General features: G+C 61.2%; 17 protein-coding genes. 10 read left to right on the top strand and 7 right to left on the bottom strand.

Features of this window, described 5'->3' with window-relative positions:
- Positions 1-2: 2 nt before the first annotated feature.
- From cysW to AC1D13_RS05375, 6 genes are all read right to left on the bottom strand, one after another.
- Positions 3-1,013, bottom strand: a complete 1,011-nt coding sequence (gene cysW / locus AC1D13_RS05400; RefSeq protein WP_477667321.1) for a sulfate ABC transporter permease subunit CysW — start codon at positions 1,011-1,013, stop codon at positions 3-5.
- Positions 1,010-1,903 carry a sulfate ABC transporter permease subunit CysT gene (cysT, locus tag AC1D13_RS05395; RefSeq protein ID WP_457282718.1) on the bottom strand — a complete coding sequence of 298 codons (894 nt, stop codon included), beginning with the start codon at positions 1,901-1,903 and terminating at the stop codon, positions 1,010-1,012. Before cysT ends, cysW begins: the two co-directional genes overlap by 4 nt.
- Before the next feature lie 11 nt (positions 1,904-1,914).
- A complete protein-coding gene (locus AC1D13_RS05390) occupies positions 1,915-2,922 on the bottom strand; it encodes a sulfate ABC transporter substrate-binding protein (RefSeq protein WP_477667320.1) in 1,008 nt (335 codons plus the stop codon).
- Complete coding sequence (locus AC1D13_RS05385) at positions 2,919-3,518, bottom strand: RBBP9/YdeN family alpha/beta hydrolase (protein WP_477667319.1); 600 nt, start codon at positions 3,516-3,518, stop codon at positions 2,919-2,921. The genes AC1D13_RS05390 and AC1D13_RS05385 overlap by 4 nt, the downstream gene beginning before the upstream one ends.
- 19 nt (positions 3,519-3,537) lie before the next feature.
- A complete protein-coding gene (locus AC1D13_RS05380; protein ID WP_457282715.1) occupies positions 3,538-4,188 on the bottom strand; it encodes a peroxiredoxin in 651 nt (216 codons plus the stop codon).
- 387 nt (positions 4,189-4,575) lie between these two features.
- Entirely contained in the window at positions 4,576-5,508 is a 933-nt protein-coding gene (locus tag AC1D13_RS05375; protein WP_477689106.1) for a LysR family transcriptional regulator, read from the bottom strand.
- Between the two features lie 183 nt (positions 5,509-5,691).
- Here AC1D13_RS05375 and AC1D13_RS05370 point away from each other — a divergent pair, with 183 nt between their 5' ends.
- The 7 genes from AC1D13_RS05370 to AC1D13_RS05340 all read left to right on the top strand — a co-directional run bounded on the left by AC1D13_RS05370 (position 5,692) and on the right by AC1D13_RS05340 (position 13,617).
- Positions 5,692-7,203 carry an ABC transporter substrate-binding protein gene (locus AC1D13_RS05370; RefSeq protein ID WP_457282795.1) on the top strand — a complete coding sequence of 504 codons (1,512 nt, stop codon included), beginning with the start codon at positions 5,692-5,694 and terminating at the stop codon, positions 7,201-7,203.
- Between the two features lie 76 nt (positions 7,204-7,279).
- Positions 7,280-8,197 (top strand): ABC transporter permease, encoded by a 918-nt coding sequence (locus tag AC1D13_RS05365; RefSeq protein WP_477689105.1) that lies wholly within the window; start codon positions 7,280-7,282, stop codon positions 8,195-8,197.
- 9 nt (positions 8,198-8,206) lie between these two features.
- Entirely contained in the window at positions 8,207-9,118 is a 912-nt protein-coding gene (locus tag AC1D13_RS05360; protein ID WP_457282712.1) for an ABC transporter permease, read from the top strand.
- Between the two features lie 12 nt (positions 9,119-9,130).
- Complete coding sequence (locus tag AC1D13_RS05355) at positions 9,131-10,117, top strand: ABC transporter ATP-binding protein (protein WP_477667317.1); 987 nt, start codon at positions 9,131-9,133, stop codon at positions 10,115-10,117.
- Positions 10,114-10,974, top strand: a complete 861-nt coding sequence (locus AC1D13_RS05350; RefSeq protein ID WP_477667316.1) for an ATP-binding cassette domain-containing protein — start codon at positions 10,114-10,116, stop codon at positions 10,972-10,974. Before AC1D13_RS05355 ends, AC1D13_RS05350 begins: the two co-directional genes overlap by 4 nt.
- 55 nt (positions 10,975-11,029) lie before the next feature.
- On the top strand, positions 11,030-12,433 hold the full coding sequence (locus AC1D13_RS05345; protein WP_477667315.1) for a M20 family metallopeptidase: 1,404 nt from the start codon (positions 11,030-11,032) through the stop codon (positions 12,431-12,433).
- A complete protein-coding gene (locus AC1D13_RS05340; RefSeq protein ID WP_477689104.1) occupies positions 12,430-13,617 on the top strand; it encodes a M20 family metallopeptidase in 1,188 nt (395 codons plus the stop codon). The genes AC1D13_RS05345 and AC1D13_RS05340 overlap by 4 nt, the downstream gene beginning before the upstream one ends.
- 868 nt (positions 13,618-14,485) lie before the next feature.
- Here AC1D13_RS05340 and AC1D13_RS05335 read toward each other — a convergent pair.
- Complete coding sequence (locus tag AC1D13_RS05335; RefSeq protein WP_477689103.1) at positions 14,486-14,626, bottom strand: hypothetical protein; 141 nt, start codon at positions 14,624-14,626, stop codon at positions 14,486-14,488.
- A gap of 219 nt (positions 14,627-14,845) precedes the next feature.
- Between AC1D13_RS05335 and AC1D13_RS05330 the strand changes: the two genes are divergently transcribed.
- The 3 genes from AC1D13_RS05330 (at position 14,846) to AC1D13_RS05320 (ending at position 22,982) form a co-directional block, all read left to right on the top strand.
- Positions 14,846-15,229: a hypothetical protein gene (locus AC1D13_RS05330; RefSeq protein ID WP_477667312.1), complete on the top strand. Its 384-nt coding sequence runs from the start codon at positions 14,846-14,848 to the stop codon at positions 15,227-15,229.
- A 191-nt stretch (positions 15,230-15,420) separates the two neighbouring features.
- Positions 15,421-16,203, top strand: coding sequence for a hypothetical protein (locus AC1D13_RS05325; RefSeq protein WP_477667311.1), 783 nt, complete (start codon positions 15,421-15,423; stop codon positions 16,201-16,203).
- Between the two features lie 878 nt (positions 16,204-17,081).
- Entirely contained in the window at positions 17,082-22,982 is a 5,901-nt protein-coding gene (locus AC1D13_RS05320) for a calcium-binding protein (RefSeq protein WP_477689102.1), read from the top strand.
- Positions 22,983-23,032 lie beyond the last annotated feature (50 nt).

Genomic DNA, 23,032 nt, shown 5'->3' with positions numbered 1-23,032 from the left:
CTTTAGCGAGCGGCTGCCACGGCGGCCCCGTCAACGGGACTCTGCGGGCGCTCAGGCGGCAAATCGGCCGCGGCTTTCATTTCTGCTTCGTGGCGCCATTCGGCCACCGACTTGATGACCAGCGTGACCAGCGCGAGGATGGCCAGCAGCGATGCCACGGCGAATGCAGCCACCGACTGGTATTCGTTGTACAGAATTTCCACATGCAGCGGCAACGTGTTGGTCTGCCCGCGGATGTGGCCCGACACCACCGACACCGCGCCAAACTCTCCCATGGCCCGTGCGTTGCACAAAATCACGCCATACACCAGGCCCCATTTGATGTTGGGCAGGGTCACATGCCAGAAAGTCTGCCAGCCGGTAGCGCCCAGCACGATGGCGGCCTGCTCTTCGTCGTTGCCCTGCGCCTGCATCAGCGGAATCAGCTCACGCGCGATGAACGGAAACGTCACGAACACGGTGGCCAGCACAATGCCGGGCACGGCAAAGATGATCTTGATGTCATGCGCCAGCAGCCACGGCCCGAACCAGCCCTGCGCACCGAAGATCAGCACGTAGATCAGGCCAGCCACCACGGGCGACACGGAAAACGGCAAGTCAACCAGCGTCGTCAATACCGATTTGCCGCGGAATTCGTACTTGGCAATCGCCCAGGCCGCGGCCACGCCAAACACCAGGTTCAGCGGCACGGCAATCGCCGCGGCAATCAAGGTGAGCTTGATGGCCGACCAGGCGTCGGGCTCCTGCAGCGCGGCAATGTAGGCGCCAAAGCCCTTGCGCAGGCCTTCGGTGAACACGGCGGCCAGCGGCAGGATCAAAAACAGGAACACAAACAGCAACGCCACCGTGATCAAGGTGTAGCGCACCCAGCGTGCTTCGGTGGTGCCGGCGGTGACACGGCGTTTAATGGAGGAGGAAGCAGTCGAGCGCAGCGAAGGGCCGCCCCGAGCAAGCTCAGCCCCCTCGGGGGGCAGCGCAGTACGCGAAGCGACAAGCGTGGGGGCCTGTTTCATGCTGGGGCTCCCGCGTTTCGGCGCTGCCAGGCCTGCAGGCCGTTAATGACCAGCAGCAGCACAAACGACACCAGCAGCATGACCACCGCCACGGCAGTTGCGCCGGCGTAGTCGTATTGCTCCAGCTTGCCAATGATGATGAGCGGCGTGATTTCAGAAATCATGGGCATGTTGCCCGCGATGAAGATGACCGAGCCGTATTCGCCGATCGCCCTTGCGAACGCCATGGCAAAGCCAGTCAGCAAGGCAGGCGTGATGTGCGGCAGGATGACCTTGGTGAAAATCTGCAGGCGCGTGGCGCCCAGCGAGGTGGCGGCTTCTTCGAGTTCTTTCTCGGCGTCTTCCAGCACCGGCTGCACCGTGCGCACCACAAACGGCAGGCCGATGAAAATCAAAGCGATCACCACCCCAGCCGGCGTAAATGCCAACTTGATGCCCATGGGTTCGAGGTACTGACCGATCCAGCCGTTGCCGGCCAGTAAAGCCGTGAGCGAAATACCGGCCACAGCGGTCGGCAAGGCAAACGGCAGGTCCACCAGCGCATCGACGATTTTTTTGCCCGGGAATTTGTAGCGCACCAGCACCCAGGCCAGCAGCAGGCCAAACACCAGGTTCACGAGCGCAGCGATCAGCGATGCCCCAAACGTGAGTCGGTAAGACGCCAGCACGCGTGGCGATGTCACCGCGGTGACGAACTGGTCCCAGCTCAGCGTGAACGTTTTGAAAAACAGCGCGGAGATCGGGATCAGCACGATCAGGCTCAGGTACAGCACGGTGTAGCCCAGCGTGAGGCGGAAACCGGGCAGCACGCGCTTTGCGGCGCGTTTGCTACCCGCAGGAACACCCGGCACCACCGCGGAAGGCGGTGCCACAGAAGACAAGGCAGTCATGGTGGTGCGGTCTACTTGACGGTGTACAGCTTGTCGAACTGGCCGCCGTCGTTGAAGTGCACTTTTTGTGCTTCACCGAGGCTGCCAAAGACGTCTTGCACCGTGAAGAGCTGCAGCGGCTTGAAGGTGCTGGCGTATTTTTTCAGGATGGCCTGTGAGCGCGGACGCAATGCATGGCGTGCGGCGATTTCCTGGCCTTCGTCTGAATAGAGGTAGTTCAGGTAGGCCTTGGCCAGATCGGCCGTGCCCTTCTTGGCCACGGTGCGCTCTACCACCGCCACCGGGTTTTCCGCCACGATGCTGATGGACGGGTAGACCGCGTCCACCTTGCCTTCGCCAAACTCCTTGTTCACCGACAACACTTCGGACTCAAACGTAATCAGCACGTCGCCAATATTGCGTTGCAGGAACACGGTGGTCGCGTCGCGCCCGCCCTTGCCCAGCACCGGCACGTTTTTGTAGAGCTTGCCGACGAACTCGGCGGCCTGCGCATCGGTGGCGCCCTTCTTCTTCGCGTAACCCCAAGCGGCCAGATAGGCGTAGCGGCCATTGCCGCCGGTTTTCGGGTTCACCAGAATCACCTGGATGCCGGGCTTGACGAGGTCGTCCCAGTCCTTGATGCCCTTGGGGTTGCCATTGCGCACCAGGAACAGCATGGTCGACGTGGTGGGCGATGCATTGTCCGGAAACTTCTTCGTCCAGTCTTTGGCGACCACGCCGGCGCCGGCCAGGAAGTCGACGTCGGTCGAGGTGTTCATGGTCACCACATCAGCATCCAGGCCGTCGGCTACCGAGCGTGCGATGGCGCTGGAGCCGCCGTGCGACTGGTCAATCTTGATGTCTTTGCCTGCGGTCTTTTTGTAGTGGGCAATGAAAGCGGCGTTGTATTCCTTGTAAAACTCGCGCGCCACGTCATACGAGCCATTGAGAAGCGTTTGTGCCGAAGCCGTGCCGGAGAACGAAGCGCCCGCGGCCAGTGCCAGCGTTGCAAGCGCGATTTTTATTTTTGAAGAAGTCATGCCGTTTCCAGGGATCCAAAAGAAGAAGACGAAGAATTTGCCGAAGAAGAAAAGTCAAGACGGGGCGCCGTCAGCGATGCATCACCTGCCAGCGACTGCAACAGCGCAATGCCCAGCGGCCATTCGCCGTGGCCCGACTCCACATTGATGTGGCCGGCGTCCTGCATGCGCACAAATTCGCTGCCCCAGGCGCGGGCATAGGCACCGGCCAGGCGCACCGGGCAATACGGGTCGTTGCTGCTGGCCACCAGCACGCTGCGGTAAGGCAGCTTCTGGTAGGGCACGGGCGCAAAGTCGCTCAGCACGGCGCGGCGCTCCGGGTCTGCCGGCGCCACCAGCAAGGCGCCGTGAATACGCTCTGCCGCCTCAGGCGGCAAGTGCGCCGTGGCAATGCAGCCCAGGCTGTGCGCCACGATGACGACCGGCTCGTCCTGCAGCACGATGGTGTTGGCCAGCGACGCGACCCAGGCCTTGCGCGAAGGCGTGATCCAGTCGTCCTGGCGCACGCGCACCGCATTGCTCAGGCGTTCGGCCCACAGGCTTTGCCAGTGGCCGGGGCCCGAGTCACGCCAGCCAGGGACGATGATGAAACGCACTTCGCGTGAACCCGTCTGATTACTTGTTGGGTTGCGGCGTGACGCGCAGGTACGGCTTGATGGCCTTGAAGCCCTTGGGGAAACGCTGGGCAAGTTCAGCCGGGTCTTGCAGGCTGGGCACGATGATCACGTCGTCGCCGTCTTTCCAGTTCACCGGCGTGGCCACCTTGTAGCCGTCGGTCAGCTGCAGCGAGTCGATGACGCGCAGGATCTCGTCGAAGTTGCGGCCCGTGCTGGCGGGGTAGGTAAACGTGGTGCGGATGGCCTTTTTCGGGTCAATGATGAACACGCTGCGCACGGTGGCCGTGGGGCCGGTGCTCAGGGCGTTCGGGTGAATCATGTCGTACAGGTTGGCCACCTTGCGGTCGGCATCGGCCAGGATGGGGAAATTCACCGTGGTGTTTTGCGTCTCGTTGATGTCGTTGACCCACTTGCCGTGGGATTCCAGCGCATCCACGCTGATGGCGATGGGTTTGACGTTGCGTTTGGCAAATTCACCGCCCAGGGCCGCGGTTTTGCCCAGTTCGGTGGTGCAGACGGGTGTGAAATCTGCTGGGTGCGAAAACAGCACCACCCAGGAATCGCCTGCCCACTGGTGAAAGGAAATCTTGCCGGCGGTGGAGTCCTGGGTGAAATCGGGGGCGGTGTCGCCGAGTCTGAGAGTGGTCATGCTGTGCTCCTTGATTGCTGATCAAAGCATTGTGGGGAGCAAGCGTTAAAACTCAAAAGAATATATCGCTCTTAATTTATCTCAATAATCGAATAACGATTCGAGGAATTGGTGTTTTCGGTGCTATGTTTTTGATAGCCTCTGGCGCATGCTGTTATTGGGCTAGCGGCTATTTCTGTGCTAGATAGCCGTGCCGGAACCCGCCTGGCAGCATCAAAACACAGCCCAACCATCCTCGCCCAGGGTGTTTTTGAGGCATTTTCAAGTATAAAAACGGCCTCCAGCCCAATAACAACATGCGCGAGCAGCTATGTTATTGATAGCAATTCGGCACAGAGTTCTTGTGGCACCGCCCTGCACCGGCAAGCCTTCCCGGCAATTGGCAGCTCAGGCCGGTGAACCCGACAGCTCCGTCTTCAGGTGCGCCAGAAAGGCCTGCGCCGCCCGCGACAGCGTGCGGCCCGTCGCCGTTTGCACTTCCACATTGCGCAAATCCAGGCCACGGTCACGCAGGCGTATGCACGCAAACTCGCCGCGCTGGACCTTGTAGCGGACCGATATTTCGCCCGCAATGGTGACGCTTTCCGGGTAATGGCGCAAAAAGTCGTTCAGGCTGGTGATGTAGTTGCTGGTCAGCACCGGCGACACGGTCAGGCCCTGCAGGCTGCAGGCGATGTCAAACAGCTGGCGCACGGTGGTGTTTGCTTCCGGCAGCACGATCGGGTAGACCAGAAGCTGCTTCAGGTTGATCTGTTTGAACTGGGTCAGCGGGTGGTCAAAGCGCATGGCCGCCATCACCGGCGACGGCTGCACGTGCTCTACCTGGATGCCGCTTTCGGGAGTCCGGCTCATGGTGAGGCCGATGTCGGCATCCCCATGCAGGACGCGGCGTGAGCATTCCGCCGGGGGGTGCGCACCCAGGTGAAACTGGATGCCAGGATGCTTCTTCATGAAGTCGCTGATGACCTTGGGCAGGAACTCCATTGCAAAACCTTCGGTGCAGGCCAGGCGCACCCGCCCGCGCTGCATGCCTTGCAGCGCCTGGATCTCATGCACCACACGCTCCGAGTCGTGTGCCGATTTGAGCGCGTGCACGGCCAGCATCTCCCCGGCGGCGCTGGGCACCATGCCCCTGGGACGACGGTCAAAAAGCGTTGCACCCAGCAGGTCTTCCAGGTGCGCTATGTGGCGGCTAATGGCAGACCCCGCCACATTCAGGCGCTGGGAGGCTTCGCTGATGGAGCCGCAGCGCACGACCTCCAGGAAGTAGCGCAGCGCGGTGTCCTGCAATTGACGGGCAACCTGGGGAGAAAGGGTCATGGGCGTCGGGTGGTGGCGGAGCGGCCAGGGCATGGGCAGCCAGAGCATTGCCGAATTGGCAACGCAATCATACATATTCTCTAATGCATGGAATGGTCTTTCGGTCTGGTTCTTGCGCAGAATGAGCCGTCTCCACTCCCCACGCCATGACGAAGGACTTTTATGAAGCAATTTTTCACCACGATGGTGCGTCAAAGTTTTGTGCTTGCGGCCTTTGGTGCCGGCCTGACTGCAGCCCATGCCGGCAAAGCCAACGACACCCTGGTTTACGCCTCGGACAGCGAGGTTGAAAACGTCAGCCCGTACCACAACAACATGCGTGAAGGCGTGATCCTGGCCAACCTGGCCTGGGACACACTGGTCTACCGTGACCCCAAAACCGGTGAGTTCAAACCCCAGCTGGCCACCGCCTGGAAATGGGAATCCGCCACCGCGTTGCTGGTCACCCTGCGCCAGGGTGTCACCTTCCACAACGGTGACAAGTTCAGTGCCGACGATGTGGCCTACACCTTCAATGTGGTCACGGCGCCGGAGGCCAAAATCGCCACGCGCCAGAACACGGGCTGGATCAAAAACGTCGAAAAGCTCGGCGACTACCAGGTCCGCATCAATTTGAAGGCGCCGTTTCCGGCCGCGATGGACTACCTGGCCGGGCCCACGCCGATCTACCCCGCCGCTTACATGAAGAAGGTGGGCCTGGAGGGCTACAGCAAGGCGCCCATTGGCACCGGCGCCTACAAGATCACCGCCGTGGTGCCAGGCCAGGGCGTGACCATGGTGAAGAACACGGCCTACTTCAAGGACAGCCCGGCCGGCCAGCCGAATATCGGCACGGTGAAGTTTGTAGTGATCCGCGACCCGGAAGCGCGCGTGGCCCAGCTGATGACGGGCGCGGTGGACTGGATCTGGCGCGTGCCTTCCGACCAGGCCGAGTCGCTCAAGTCCAGGCCCAACACCACCGTGCTGAGCGGTGAAACCATGCGCGTGGGTTTCATGTCGATCAACAGCAACGGCACCACGCCGGAAGCCCTGCCCTTCAAGGACATCCGCGTACGCCAGGCCGTCAACCACGCCATCAACCGCAAGGGCCTGGCCGACAGCCTGGTGCGCGGCGGCAGCCAGCCGGTGTATTCGCCGTGCTTTCGCACCCAGTTCGGCTGCGAAACCGAAAAAGAGGTGAAGTACACCTACGACCCGGCCAAGGCCAAGGCACTTCTGGCGGCCGCGGGTTACCCCAACGGCTTCGACACCGACCTGTGGGCTTACCGCGAGCGTGAATATGCCGAAGCCATGGTGGGCGACCTGCGCAAGGTGGGCATACGCGCACGCCTGCATTTTGTGCAGTACCCGGTGCTGCGCACCGAAATCTACTCGGGCCGCGCGCCGCTGACCTTCCAGTCCTGGGGATCGTTTTCCATCAACGATGCGTCCGCGTTTGTCGGCAACTACTTTGAAGGCGGCCCGGACGACACGGCCAAAGACCCGCAGGTGATTGCACTGCTGAAAACCGCCGACAGCACGGTTGACAAGACCGAGCGCAAGAAGAAATATGCGCAGGCCCTGCAGCGCATCAGCGAGCAGGCCTACATGGCGCCCATGTTCTCCTACTCCACCAACTACGCCTTCACGCCGGACCTCAAATTCACGGCGCATGCGGACGAGCTGCCACGCTTCATCCAGGCCAGCTGGAAGTAGCCACGACGGCCCAGCCTTGCGCCGCATGGCTGGGCTGACCCGCGCAGTCCGCTAACGCAACAACCGGGGCATTCCCATGCTGCAATACATATTCCGCCGCTTTCTGGTGGCCCTGAGCGTCATGCTCACGGTGGCCGTCGTCAGTTTCATGCTGCTGCACCTTTCCGGCGACCTGGCGGCCTCCATCGCCGGTGCCGAGGCCAACGCCGCAGCCGTCGAGGAAGTGCGCGTCCAGTACGGCCTGAACCGCCCCATCACCACCCAGTTTTTTGACTGGCTGTGGGGCGCGCTGCACCTGGACTTCGGGCGTTCGTTCTTCTTCCAGAACACCGTGATGGAACTCATCGGCGAGCGCCTGCCCATCACGCTCAAGCTGGGTGCCGTGTCCCTGCTGCTGGCGGTGTCGGTGGCGATTCCGCTGGGCGTGCTGGCCGCCGTCTACCGCGACACCTGGATAGACCGGCTGGCCTTGATGGTGGCGGTGGTCGGCCAGGCCATGCCCAACTTCTGGTTTGCGCTGACGCTGATCCTGCTCTTCGCTGTCGGGCTGCACTGGTTGCCCGTTGCGGGCAACACCACCTGGCAGCACTTTGTGTTGCCGGCCATTGCGCTGGGCTACTACGCCATGCCGTCGCTGATGCGCCTGACGCGCGCAGGCATGCTCGACGTGCTGGGCGCGGACTACATCCGCACTGCGCGCGCCAAGGGCCTGAGCCCGGCACTCGTGGTGTTCAAGCACGCCTTGCGCAACGCCATCATTCCGGTTGTCGCCCTTGCGGCCGTGGAGCTGGGCTTCATGCTGGGCGGCTCGGTCGTCATTGAATCGGTCTATTCCATGCAGGGCCTGGGCCAGCTCGCCTGGGACTCCATTTCGCGCAACGACTACCCCGTGGTGCAGGCCGTGGTGCTGATCATCGCCGTGTTCTACATCGGGCTGACATTCCTGGCCGATGTCTTCAACGCCGCGCTCGACCCCCGCATGCGCACACGCTAGGACATCACCATGAACGCACCTTCCCTGACCGTTTCCGCCGCGCCGGCGCTGCCGCTGCCGCCCGTCCCCGCCTGGCGCCGCAGCCTGCGGCGTGTGCTGGGCCACCGCGGCATGACGCTGGGCAGCATCCTGCTGGGCCTGGCCGTGGTGGCCGCCCTGTTCGCGCCCTGGCTCAGCCCGCATGACCCGTATGCGCAAGACGTGACCCAGCGCCTGATCCCGCCGTTCTGGCACGACAAGGGCAGCTGGGAACACGTCTTCGGCACCGACAAGCTCGGCCGCGACTACCTGAGCCGCCTTTTGTACGGCGCCCGCGTATCGCTGGGCATCGGGCTGGTCGCGGCACTGGTGTCCGGGCTGATCGGCACCACCATGGGCGTGCTGGCGGGCTATTTCGGCGGCCGCGTCGACGCCGTGGTCAGCTACATCATCACCACCCGGCTGGCCATGCCGGTGGTGCTGGTGGCGCTGGCCACAGCTTCCCTCATCGGCGGTTCGTTGCAGGTGGTCATCATCCTGCTGGGCCTGTTGCTGTGGGACCGCTTCGCCATCGTCACGCGCTCGGCCACGCAGCAGCTGCGCGACGCCGAATTCATCGCCGCCGCCAAGGCGCTCGGCGCGTCCACGCCCTACATCCTGGTGCGCGAACTGCTGCCCAACCTGATGGGCCCGCTGACCGTGGTGGCCACGCTCGAGATGGCGCACGCGATCCTGCTGGAATCCACCCTCTCCTTCCTGGGCCTGGGCGTGCAACCGCCCACGCCGTCGTGGGGGCTGATGGTGGCCGAAGGCAAGGCCTACATGTTCTTCCAGCCCTGGGTCATCCTGGTGCCCGGCGTGGTGCTGGCCCTGCTGGTGCTGGCCATCAACCTGGTGGGCGACGGCCTGCGTGACCTGACCGCGCCCGACGGCCGCAACTGAAAGGGAACCCCCATGGACATTTTGCTGGACGTGAAAAACCTGCGCGTCGACCTGCCGACACCGGGCGGCATGCTGCACGCCGTGCGCGGCATCGACTTCCAGGTGCGGCGCGGGGAAATGCTGTGCCTGGTCGGCGAGTCCGGCTGTGGCAAGTCGATGACGTCGCTTGCGCTGATGGGCCTGCTGCCGCGCAAGGCCGTGCGCACCGCCGACCACATCCGCTTCGGCGGTGTGGACCTGCAGGGACTGCCCGAGCGGGAAATGTCCGCGCTGCGCGGCTCGCGCATGGCGATGATTTTCCAGGAGCCGATGACGGCGCTGAACCCGTCGTACACGCTGGGCGACCAGCTGTGCGAGGCGCTGCGCGCACACCGCAAGGTCAGCATGGCCGAGGCGCGTGAGCGTGCGCTGTACCTGCTCGAACGCGCGGGCGTTCCGCAGGCCGCAGACCGTTTGCGGCAGTACCCGCACCAGCTATCGGGCGGCCTGCGCCAGCGCGTGGTGATTGCCATGGCCCTGATGTGCGAGCCGGACCTGATCATTGCCGACGAACCCACCACCGCGCTGGACGTCACCATCCAGGCGCAGATCCTTAGACTGATCCGTGAGCTGCAAAAAGAGTTCGGCACCGCGGTGGTCTTCATCACACACGACCTCGGCGTGGTGGCGCGCATCGCAGACCGCGTGGCCGTGATGTATGCGGGCGAGGTGGTGGAAACCGCGCCGGTGGCCGAACTGTTCGCCCACCCCGCACATCCCTACACCCGCGGGCTGCTCAACTGCATTCCGGTGCGCGGCAAGACCCTGCCCGGCAGCCGCCTGCAGGCGATCCCCGGCGTGGTGCCCAGCCTGGTGGGCAAGGTAGAGGGCTGTGCCTTTGCCAACCGCTGCAGCCAGGTACAGGCAGGCTGCGCCGCCACCCCGCCCTATGTGGCGCTGGACGCGGAGCATGCCGTGCGCTGCGTCGCGGCTTCACCCTTGCTGGCGGAGGCCGCATGAACCCCACCACCCCTTTGGCAACGCCCCCCGGCGGCAGCGAAGACATTGCGCTGGAGCTGTGCGCACTCAGCCGCGTCTTCAAACTCAAGCGCGGGCTGTTCACAGCGCCCGGTGAAATCAGGGCGGTGAATAACGTCTCCCTGCGCATCCGCAAGGGCGAAACCCTGGGCCTGGTCGGGGAGTCCGGCTGCGGCAAAAGCACCCTGGCCAAGATGCTGCTCGGGTTGCTGCCGCCCACCTCCGGCAATGTGCTGGTCAACGGCAAGGAAGTCGACAGCAGCCAACGCCGCGCCCTGGCGCGCCACATCCAGCCGATTTTTCAGGACCCGTATTCATCACTGAACCCACGCCGCACGGTGGCAGGCATTGTCGGGGTGCCCCTGGCCCTGCACAAAGTGGGCACTGCACAGGAACAGCAGCGCAAGGTGCGCGAGATGCTCGACCTGGTCGGCATGCCCGAGCGCACGCACAGCCAGTACCCCAACCAGCTTTCGGGTGGGCAGCGCCAGCGCGTGGCGATTGCGCGGGCACTGGTGCTGCGCCCCGACATCCTGATCTGCGACGAACCGACATCGGCGCTCGACGTGTCGGTGCAGGCGCAAATCCTGAACCTGCTGATGGACCTGAAGGCCGAGTTCGGGCTGACCTACTTCTTTATCAGCCACGACCTGGGTGTGGTCGAACACCTGGTGGACCGCGTGGCCGTGATGCACCGCGGTGCCATCGTTGAGCTGGGCACGCGCGAACAGGTCTTTGCCCGGCCCGAGCACCCCTACACCCGCATGCTGCTGGCCTCGGCCCTCACGCCCGAGCCCGGGCTGGGCGTGCCGGACATTGCCGCCGAAGCCATCGCCTGACGTTTTACCTCTCCATTTCAACCGCGCAATTTCCCTTCAATTTCAAGGACCTCTCATGAGCCGTACCCAAGCCGTGGCCCAGACCCTCGCCTGTTTCGACGACGGGCGTTTCCAGCAAACGCTGGACCGACGCGTTGCCTACAAAACCGAAAGCCAGGACGCCGCCAGCGGCCCCATCCTGCACGCCTATCTGCAGGACGAAATCACGCCCAAGCTCAAGGAGCTGGGTTTTGCCTGCCGCATCGTCGACAACCCGGTGCCGGGCAAAAGCCCTTTCCTGCTGGCCGAGCGCATCGAGCCCGGCGCCGCTTTCACCGTGCTGACCTACGGCCATGGCGACGTGGTGCGCGGCTACGACGCCCAGTGGCGCGAAGGCCTGAGCCCCTGGAAGATCGTGGTGGACGGCAACCGCTGGTACGGCCGCGGCACCGCCGACAACAAGGGGCAGCACACCATCAACCTGACCGCGCTGGAACAGGTGCTGGCCGTGCGCAGCGGGCGCCTGGGCTACAACGTGAAGATCATCCTGGAAATGGGTGAAGAAGACGGCTCGCCCGGCCTGAACGAAGTGTGTGCCCTGCACCGCGATGCGCTGGCGGCCGACCTGTTCCTGGCCTCCGACGGCCCGCGTGTGTCGGCTTCGCGCGCCACGCTGTTTCTCGGCTCGCGCGGCGTTTTCAACTTCGACCTGCACCTCAAGCTGCGCGACGGCGGCCACCATTCGGGCAACTGGGGCGGCCTTTTGCGCAACCCCGGCATCCGCCTGGCCCATGCGATTGCCAGCCTGGTGGACGCGCGCGGCCGCATCCTGGTGCCCGGCCTGCTGCCCACCGCCATTCCGGCCAGCGTGCGCACCGCGCTGCAGGACATCGAGGTCGGCGGTGGCCCGAACGATCCCGAGATCGATCCCGACTGGGGCGAGCCGGGCCTCTCGCCGGCCGAGCGCGTGATCGGCTGGAACAGCCTGGAGGTGCTGGCCTTCACCACCGGCAACCCGGCCATGCCAGTGCATGCCATTCCGGCCGAGGCACGCGCGCACTGCCACATGCGTTATGTGGTGGGCAGCGACCCGGCGAGTTTTCTGGCGCACATCCGCAAGCACCTGCTGGCCCACGGCTTTGACGATGTGGAAGTGCGCGGCACCGACGTGAACATGGCCGCCACCCGCCTGGACCCCGACAACGCCTGGGTGCGCTGGGGCATGGCTTCCATCGAGCGCAGCACCGGCCGCCGCCCGGCCCTGCTGCCCAACCTCGGCGGCTCGCTGCCGAACGACGTGTTTTCTGAAACGCTGGGCCTGCCCACGCTGTGGGTGCCGCATTCGTACCCCGCCTGCTCCCAGCACGCCCCCAATGAACACATCCTGGTGGACACCACCCGTGAGTCGCTGCAGATCATGGCCGGCATGTTCTGGGACCTGGCCGAAGAAGGCGCCGGCGTGATGGAGGAATGCGCATGAGTGCCGCGATGACCACCGCGATGACCGCCGTACAAGCGCCAGGCTGCGCCGCCACCGAATGGCTGGCCGGCCAGCGCCCCGCCATGCAGGCGGCCCTGGCCACGCTGGTCGACATCGACTCCAGCAGCCACGACAAGCCGGGCACCGACCGCGTGGCCCAGGCCATGGCAGGCTGGCTGCAAACCGCGGGCATCAGCGCCGAACACCGCGGTGATGTCGCCGAGGGCGACGTGCTGCTGGCCCGACTGCCGGGCGCGCAACCTGCGGCAGCGCCGGTGGTGCTAATGGGCCACCGCGACACCGTGTTCCCCACCGGCACCGTGGCCCAACGCCCCTGGCGCGTGGACGGCGAGCGCGGCTACGGCCCCGGCGTGTCCGACATGAAGTCCGGCCTGGTGCTGCAATGCTTTGTGATGATGGCGCTGCAGAAGCTGCCGCTGCTGCCCTTCCCTGTGCTGGGCCTTTTCACGGCCGACGAAGAAATCGGCTCGCAAAACGGGCGCATCGCCATCGAAAACCACGCGCGCGGCGCGCGGGCGGTCTTCAACTCCGAACCCGGCCGCGTCAGCGGCAACCTCGTCACCGAGCGCAAGGGCGGCGCCACCTTTTTGATTGAAGTCACCGGCCGCGCCGCCCACTCGGGCATGAACCACGCCGACGGCGCCAGCGCCATCGGTGCCCTGGCGCAGCTGGTCACCGCCTTGCATGCCTTGACCGACTACAGCTGCGGCATCACCACCAATGTCGGCCTGATCAGCGGCGGCATGTCGACCAACACCGTAGCGCCCGCCGCGCAGGCCAAGCTCGACGTGCGCTTTCGCACCCTGCCCGAACGCCAGGCGGTGTTCGCCAGCATCCACGCCCTGGCCGCCGCGCCCGGCGTGCCGGGCACCACCATCCGCATCACACAGATGTCGGAGTCGCTGCCCCTGGAGCCCGAAGCCAGCAGCGACCTGATGCAGCGCTACAAAACGAGTGCGGCCGAAGTCGGCTTCGACGTTGCCGGAGAAGCCACGGGCGGTTGTTCCGACGCGGGCTTCACCGCCTCGCTGGGCATTCCCACGCTGTGCGGCGTTGGCCCAGTGGGCGCCAAGGCGCATACCGATAACGAATACTGCTGTCTCGATACGTTGGTGCCGCGTGCGCAGGCGCTGGTCAAAACGGTGTTGAGCCTGGCGGCTTGAACTGGCTGGCCGCGGCGATGTGACAAGCAACGGGTCAGCGCAAGCGCTCCTGTTTTTATAGCTTCTCGCGCTTTCCCCAATTGGCTTGCAGGCATATTTCTCATGAAGAATTGGGCTTTCAGTGGCTGACTACCGGCCCCGCCACCGTTAAGGATGGGCATTGAGGCAACTGCCCACGACTGGTTGTAAGTAACGTAGAGATGGAGTGATCCCCTCTGGTCAGACTTCAGCGCAACCCAACAAGGTGATCAAAGATTTGGTGGCGACCTAACGGCGGACGCCATTTTCTTCTGCGTTCAATTCTCTCGAAAAGGCGCCGTCTGCTCTGAGCGGCCGCGGTGTGGACTGTTCATGCTCAGTTGTTGTGACGTAGGTAAATTTTCACCCTCGCGTGTGGGTTACCTCTGCTCAGTCGGCGCCAAGCCGCTTGATTAAAACGTTTGCTGGACTTCCTCTGCGTCAACTAATGAAAACGACTTGTGGCGGCCAGACGACGAGTGCGATTTGATTTGGTTTGCCGGAGCCGTTCAACATAAACTGGCAGTGGCTACCAATAAATAACGAATGGGCAGGGAGTGTATGACTCAGGCAGAAGCAGCTGTGGCGAAGGAGACGCCAGCGCGCGCACAAAGAACCAATAAGACAAGTTGTATTGCCGCTGTTTGTGTCGCCAATGTGTCTACTTGCGCTGCAGCCTTCGGTTTGCTTGCCCTACGCCCGTTCGCCCGTTTTCATCGGGGGACCATCTACTCGGCCAATCCGGGTTTTCGGCTTGGGTGATGGCTTTCACCACCGTAACCAAACTCGAAACCATCGTGCCCATCGCCGCGGCGCGTGAGACAAACTTTAGAAAACTCGTGGGCCAGGGCTATATCTCCGGCCATGCCACGCAAGACAAAACCCATGAGCGCATGGACGCTGGGCCGTTGCCGACATTCACAAAGCCGATGCCCTTGTCTTCCAGCGTGACTTCGGCCGTGACCTGTGCGTCCTCAGGCACGACGATCATAAAAGCTTGTGCTTCGGTGACGCCGCCGCCTGTGGTGTGGATGGCAAGTTGCTAAACCACAGCCGAGGTCAAACTCAAAACCTTTCTCTACACCCGCTATGGCACCGTGCAAGCCCAAGTTAATCACGTGACAGCCGACGCGGTTTCAGTCCGGTGGAGCGCTCCACACTAGGGGCAGATTTCAGCGATTCACATCTAAAAATTACGAAGAACTCCGCAATGACAATCGGCATTAAAAAGAAGAAGCCAAAAATATTGGGCATACCAGCCGGAGTGATTGTTGGCCTATGTGTATTGGGATATGTCGTTTCACTAAATGGAGTTCATGACGAAATGATCGTATTTCCTCTAATATTTTTTCCAATGCTTGCCACCATTGGTGTTGCTGCGATCGCAAATTTGGCATTCTGGTTTGCAACCGGAAGCACACCAAATAAAGACTCGCCTGGCTCGCCGACAAACGATGAACGTTTGTTAGAGGCCGCGCAACGCCCTGATCGTTTCTGGCTTGTGGCGTGCTATCGCTACCTTCAGCCCATCACGATGGTCGGCGCGGGGTACATAGCAATCTGTCCAGTTATCGGTGTTGTTATTTTGAAGTAATAGATTTGGAGAATGAGTTTCCCAAGAGTCTATTCGCGTCGATACGGCTAGTGTTGATTCAATCGTAGACGTTGCCGCAGAGGAATCGAGGTCAATAGGTGTGACACCGTAAAAGAATTCAAATTTCAGGTATGTGCATGATCAACCTTTAAGAGTTACCGTTTAATACCAATAAATCACGGGGAGAAATAATGAACAAATCCATATCAAATCTCTTATTGCTTAGGCAACTGCCCATGTGGCTAACCTTTAGCATCTTGGTCTCTTTGGTCGCTCCGGTCTTTGCGGTGGACGCTCAGCAACTAACGCCCCCAACCAAGAGTCGGCCACCGGCGGGCACGCCCTTACCTCCCGCTAATCCTGATATTGCCAAAACATGGCAACCGGAAGTTCGACAAACCGTCGAGGGCGCCATTGCGCTTTTTGGTGCAGAACGCCGTCAAGCGGAAGATCTACCAAGTATTGCTGAGATTGGGCGCGTGCTTGGTGCTGAACTGGTACCGCTCACTCTTGCAAAAGGAATTCCAGACGTCTATGCCGCAGCTTGGCGTATCCGCGGGCTTTCAGTGAGCCCGCCGTGGCCCATTGATACAGAGTTTCGCTTTGGCGACCCACGCAAAGGTGGTCCCCTATTGTGGAAATCGTTTCGATACAGTAGCCGCCCCAAAGCATACAGCTACGTCCTGGATATTCCCTTTGAAACCCAAAAATTCTGTCTAGATCCCTACGAGTTGGCCATCTACTTCGGTGCTGATTTTTCCGGAATGGATGGAGGACCACATAACACCACTCATTACCCGCCCAAGTACGAGTGGGAAATGTTCGCCCGTGCCAAGTCAGGTCTGTACTTCTCCAACAAAGGGTTCCACATCTATGTGGACACCAATGTGGTTGATGGGCAGCTTATCGACGCGCGTTGCGTGAAAGTTCTTTCAATTTCAAGCCAAAGATTTTCTGAGAAAGGCGCCAAATGACGACGCTCAATGCCAATGCACTAGCCAACCTGCGCGCCTCCAGCAGCGGCGTACCCGCCTTCTTTGTAATGCAGCTTGAGGGACTATTGAACAACCCCGCCATGACATCGCTTGAAGGGTTGCGCCAGGAACTCAATGCCGGAACGGCTACTATTCGATTACCTGTTCCAGGCGAGGTGATTCCCGCCGGCGCGCATGCTTTTTACGACAACAACAATAGCATGGTCATACAGGCTCAGTATCTACAGCGCTACTCCCAGCTACCTCAGGCGATTGACGACATCGCTCATGAGTTTCGACACCATGAGTTGAAACGTGATCGAGACGACGCCTATCGAATGCTGCAAAACCCCTCCAATTCTTTGTCTATCCGAGCGGATGAATTCCTAAAAGCAATGCTCGATGATGAAACAGCAAGCCGCCTAGCAGGCTACAGGGCCTTGAAGGAGCTGCCTACTGAGTACGCAGGGCAAGCACAGCGCCTGCTAGCTACAAATGAGTTGTACCGAAAATTCGCGGAGTTGGAAGCGTCAGGTAAAACGGATGCCCAGCTTATTGATGAATCACGCAACGTCATGGCCGGCTATGACAGTCGACGATATATCGACAGCTTTTTGAGTGAAGTAAAAACCAGGTTAGCGTTAGATATCGATGAGGTTCAGGCGCTACGCACCCAGTTGAATACGACTTATCCCAACGTACTGGGATATACCGAAACCGAGGAGTATTTCGCCGACGGTAGTAGCCAATACACCATTGAGCATTCTGACGGCTCCACTGAAAAATGGGTTTATGACGCAGCAGGAAAGCTTTACTCTTCACCGGATTATTCCCTTGCGGACTGGATGCTTTCTTCGTTGAAAGACTTGTCATCCGAATTGAATACGTTTTTTCTATCGGCCCGCAACCTAATCATCCGCCGTGACCCCTTAGTTCTGGACCTGGACGGCGACGGCCTAGAACTCTCAGCCGCCAGCGGTTCCACTCTCTTCGACCACAACGCCGACGGCATAAAAACCGGCACCGGCTGGGCCCGGCCAGACGACGGTCTCCTCGTGCGTGACCTCAACGGCAACGGTACCATAGACACTGGCCGGGAGCTCTTTGGCGTAGACACCATCAAGAGCAACAACACACTGGCCACTGACGGCTTCGATGCCTTGCGTGACCTGGACGCCAACGGCGATGGCTTTATCACCAGTGCAGATGCTGCATTTGGCGAACTCAAGATTTGGCAGGACGCCAACCAGGACGGCATTACCCAAAGCGGCGAGCTCAAAACCCTGACCGAGCTCAACATCACCAGCATTGGGGTCAACGGCAGCAGCGCCGGCCCACAAGCGGGGCAAGTGATTAACAACAACACCGTGGCCCTGAGCGCCACCTTTACCCAGAATGGCCAGACGCATACCGTCGGTGCGATCGACCTCGAGACCAATAACTTCTTCACCGAGTTCCCACCCGAAGTGGTGGACGAAGCCGGCAACCCCGTTCCCATCACCGAGCAAGCCCGGGCATTGCCGCAGATGAATGGTTCTGGAATGGTGCGCAACATGCAAGCCGCAGCCAGCATTGACGGTGATTTTGCGACAGCGTTGCAAACCTATGCAGAAACTACCACGCGTACTGGGCAGCGCGGGCAGCTTGATGAGTTGATCAAGAAGTGGTCTGAAACGTCGAGTTTCGCGCCGAGCATGTTGAGCACCGGTGGAGTCAACATCGTCTACACCATGCCTGCAGGCGTGTCGGTAGCGCATTTCATCACCATGATCGAGGTGCTTGAAAAATTTAACGGTAGCCGTTTCTATGGTGACCAGAACGGCGGGCCAAGGCCCGCAGGCTACGCGATCCAAGCTGTGACGGAACCCAGCACAGGCAACATCACCTATACCTATATCGTCAGCCCCCCAGCCCAGCAGGTCGCGTTGCTTCAGCAGGCCTACGACGCATTGAAAGAAAGTGTGTACTCCGCACTTGTTGTTCAGACGCGGTTGAAGCCCTACCTCGACAGCATTGAGCTGGCGATTGATGAGACCGGCGTTCATTTCGATACCACCGCTGCGCAGGCCATGGCCAACACCCGGGCTGTGAGTGACACGTACAACACAGCCATCGACCTGGTTGAGTTGCACAAGTACGCCTCCGCCACGGTTAAAGCAGTGGGCTGGGAACCTTATTTCACGCTTCAGAGCATTCTTGAAAACAACACCAGCACGCCTGAAATTCAGGCCATGCTTGCGGCGGAGCATGTTGCCGTACTGGGAAGCGGCGATACCAACCACGCGGTGCAGGACAACGCAAACTGGGCGGTGGTTGGCAGTGCCGGCGCCAACGTGATTTCTGGCGGCGGTGGCAACGACGAGTTGTATGGCGGCGCCGGCAATGACACCATCAATGGCGGTGCGGGCGTTAACCTGCTGGATGGCGGTGACGGTGACGACGTGCTGTACGCCGACCAAACCTCTACCTCCAACACCCTGATCGGCGGTGCCGGTAATGACACGCTGAGCGCGTTTTACTATGGCCCGAACAACAACGTGTTTGAAGGCGGAACCGGTGATGACAACATCGTCGGCACGTGCTTTACAGACACCTACAAATTCAACCTGGGCGACGGCCACGACACCATCCAGGAAAATCAGTCAATCAGCCCAACGCCAGTCGACAAGTTGATCTTTGGTGCAGGCATACTGGTCAGCGACATCAGCAGCTACCGGGTGGGCAACGACATGGTCTTTGCCCATGTCAATGGCACCGACAAGATTACGGTGACAGGCTGGTTTGCCGACATCGGCTACCAGATCGAGCGGGTCGAGTTTGCTGACGGGACGGTGTGGAACTCGGCTGACCTGACGGTTGCAGGCCTGATCGTCACCGGCACGGCCGGCGACGACGTCATGACCGGCACCCCCATGGGCGATACCTTGCTTGGCATGGGCGGTAACGACACCATTACCGGTGCTGCCGGCACAAACATTCTGGACGGTGGTGATGGCGACGACGTGCTGTACGGAGAGCAAAACTCCACATCCAACACCCTGATTGGCGGTGCGGGGAATGACACGATGAGTGTCTTCTACTATGGCCCCGGCAACAATGTATTTGAGGGCGGTACGGGCAACGACACCATCACTGGCGGCTGCTTTGTGGACACCTACAAATTCAATCTGGGTGATGGCCAAGACACCATCACCGAGAACCAGTCGACGGGCCCCACACCAATCGACAAGCTGGTCTTTGGCGCCAACATACAGGCTGGCGACATCAGCAGCTACCGGGTAGGTAACGACATGGTCTTTGCCCATGTCAATGGCACCGACAAGATTACGGTCATCGGCTGGTTTGCCAATTCCGGTTACCAGATCGAACGGGTCGAATTTTCGGATGGAACAATCTGGAATTCGGCCGACCTGACGACTGCGGGACTCATCGTGACCGGCACCACCGGTGACGACGTCATGACCGGCACGGTCATGGATGACATTCTTCACGGTGGCGCCGGCAACGACGACATCCGCGGGGGCGCAGGCGTGAACATCCTCGACGGCGGTGACGGCGATGACGTGCTGTACGGCGAGCAAAGCTCCACCTCCAACACCCTGATTGGCGGCGCAGGCAATGACACCTTGAGTGCCTTCTACTACGGCCCGAACAACAACGTGTTTGAGGGTGGCACAGGCGACGACACCATCAGCGGTACGTGCTTTACAGACACCTACAAGTTCAACCTGGGCGATGGGCAGGACACCATCACCGAGAACCAGTCCAACTTCAGGCCGACTGACACGCTGGTGTTTGGCGCGGACATTCTGGTTGCAGACATCAGCTTCGTTCGCGTGGGCAACGACATGGTGTTCAGCCACGCCAATGGCACCGACAAGATCACCGTCAAGGGTTGGTATGCCGATTCGGGTTACCAGATCGAGCGGGTCGAGTTTGCTGACGGTACTGTGTGGCTGGAGCCGGCCCTGACCTCGGCCGGGCTGGAAGTTACCGGTACGGCCGGTAACGATGTGATGACCGGCACGGTCATGAACGACATCATTCACGGTAGCGCCGGCAACGACGACATCCGCGGGGGCGCAGGCGTGAACATCCTGGACGGGGGCGACGGCGACGACGTGCTGTATGGCGAGCAAAGCTCAACCTCCAACACCCTGATTGGCGGCGCAGGCAATGACACCTTGAGTGCCTTCTACTACGGCCCGAACAACAACGTGTTTGAGGGTGGCACAGGCGACGACACCATCAGCGGTACGTGCTTTACAGACACCTACAAGTTCAACCTGGGCGACGGGCAGGACACCATCACCGAGAACCAGTCCAACTTCAGGCCGACCGACACGCTGGTGTTTGGCGCGGGCATTCTGGTTAGTGATATCAGCTTGGGTAGGTCAGGCAATGACATGATCTTCCGCCATGCCAACGGCACCGACAAAATTACGGTGACAGGCTGGTTTGCCGATGCCGGCTACCAGATCGAACAGGTCGCGTTCGCCGATGGCACGGTCTGGGATTCTGCCTATATGGCCAGTATGTCCGGCCTGACCCTGACGGGAACCGGCACTTTGCAGGGATCACAGTACGACGATGTACTGACCGGCATGGGCGCACTGGGACACCTGATCGGCGGCGCCGGCAACGACCTGCTGACAGTTCCGCACAACACCGGCACGATTGGTGCGAACACCTATGAAGGCGGCACAGGCGACGATACGCTCATTGGCAGTTACGCGGGCGATACCTATGTCTTCAACCTGGGTGATGGCCACGACACCATCACTGATGATGTGCGCTTTTACCCCAATGCGGCTGCGCCAGATTATTTTGCTGCACATCCGGATGACGAAGGCTACCGGGACACGCTGGTGTTCGGCGCAGGCATTACCCAGCAAGACGTAACCGTCTCGCGCACCGGCAATGACGCCGTCTTCACGCTCAATAACGGCGCTGACAGCATCACCATCAAGGACTGGTTTGACGGCACCATTTTCAGCAGGCTGGAGAGAATTTCTTTTGCCGACGGCACGATATGGACGGGTGCGGCTGTGACGGCGGCAGCGTTGACCGTGACTGGCACAGCCGCAGACGACACGCTGGGCGGCACAAGCGCAGCAGACGTGTTCGACGGCCAGGCCGGAGACGATGCCTTGTACGGCGGCGAAGGTAACGACGTCTACCTGTACAGCCGGGGTGATGGTTCCGACACCATCATCGATTACGACGAGACGGCGGGCAACCTGGACACCCTGCGTTTCGACGGCACCGTGCTGGCTGGCGACGTGACCACCAGTCGCGACCAGCAGAACTTGTACCTCAGCATTCAGGGCACCACGGACCGAATCACTTTAGCGAACTGGTTTCTCGAGGACGCACGCAAGGTCGAACGCGTCCAATTCGCTGACGGCACGGTGTGGGATCAGCAGGCCCTTGCCGCTACATCTGCGTATGTGGGCACCGAAGGCCTGGACGTCATTACCGGAGGGGCCGGCAGCAACACCTTCAACAGCGCAGGCGGAGACGACTACATCTTCGACACTGCCGGCGGCAACGACGTGTACCTGTACAAGCGCGGAGACGGTTCAGATCACCTCTACGACCTGGACGCCACGGCCGGCAACATCGACACCGTGCGTTTCGACGCCAGTGTGCTGGCTGGAGACGTCACCGTCACCCGCGACCAGGACAACCTGTACCTGAACATCTCCGGCGGCACTGACCGCATCCAGCTCAGGAACTGGTTCAACGGCGACCAGTTCAAGATCGAGCAGGTCCAGTTCGCCGACGGCACCGTGTGGGACTCGCAAACCCTGGCCGCCTCGGCCACCGTCATTGCACTCAATGTCGTCGGTACAGCCGGCGACGACTACCTGTCGGGTGACCTCGGCAACGACACCCTGCAAGGACTGCAGGGAGACGATGTGCTTTACGGCCGCGAAGGCAACGATGTTTACCTGTACAGCCGGGGTGACGGATCCGACACCACCGTTGAATACGACGAGACGGCAGGCAACACGGACACGTTCCGCTTTGACAGCACGGTGCTGGCCAGCGACGTGACCACCAGCCGCGACCAGCAGCACCTCTATCTCAATATCGCAGGAACAAACGACCGCATCACGCTGGGCAACTGGTTCCTCGACAGCGCGTACAGGATCGAGCGCGTTGAGTTCGCCGATGGCACGGTCTGGGATCAGGCCGCCCTGGCCACCACGTCTACCTACGTGGGCACTGCCGGTGACGACTTCCTGCTGGGCTCCAATGGCAACGATGTTTTGCGCGGTGACGGCGGTAATGACACCCTTTACGGCGGGGTCGGGCTCGATGTGCTGGAAGGCGGCGCGGGCAATGACTATTTCAACGGAGGCGCTGGAGCCGACACCCTGAGCGGAGGCACTGGTGACGACAAATTCTTCCTGGCTCGCGGCTATGGAAGTGACACCATTGAGGAAGACGACGCCACGGCCGGCAACGTGGACATTGCCCAGTTTGATGCCGGTATCGCCGCGGACCAGCTCTGGTTCCGTGAGGTCAACAACGACCTTGAGGTCAGCATCATCGGCACCGACGACAAATTCATGGTCAGCAACTGGTACTTGGACAGCCAGTACCATGTCGAGCAGTTCAAGACCAGCGGCGGGCTGACGTTGCTCAACACCCAGGTGCAAAACCTCGTGCAAGCCATGGCATCGTTCAGCCCGCCGGCAGCAGGTGAGACCACCTTGCCTGCCAGCTACCAGAACAGTCTGGCGCCGGTGATTGCTGCCAACTGGCAGTAAATAGCGTTGAATCACATTGCTCGCTGAAATCGCCCGACGGCTTCCGCCCG

Source organism: Polaromonas sp. P1_E12, assembly GCF_056405975.1.
Note: the sequence above shows the minus strand (reverse complement) of the source record. Positions and strands in the feature narration are given on the sequence as shown.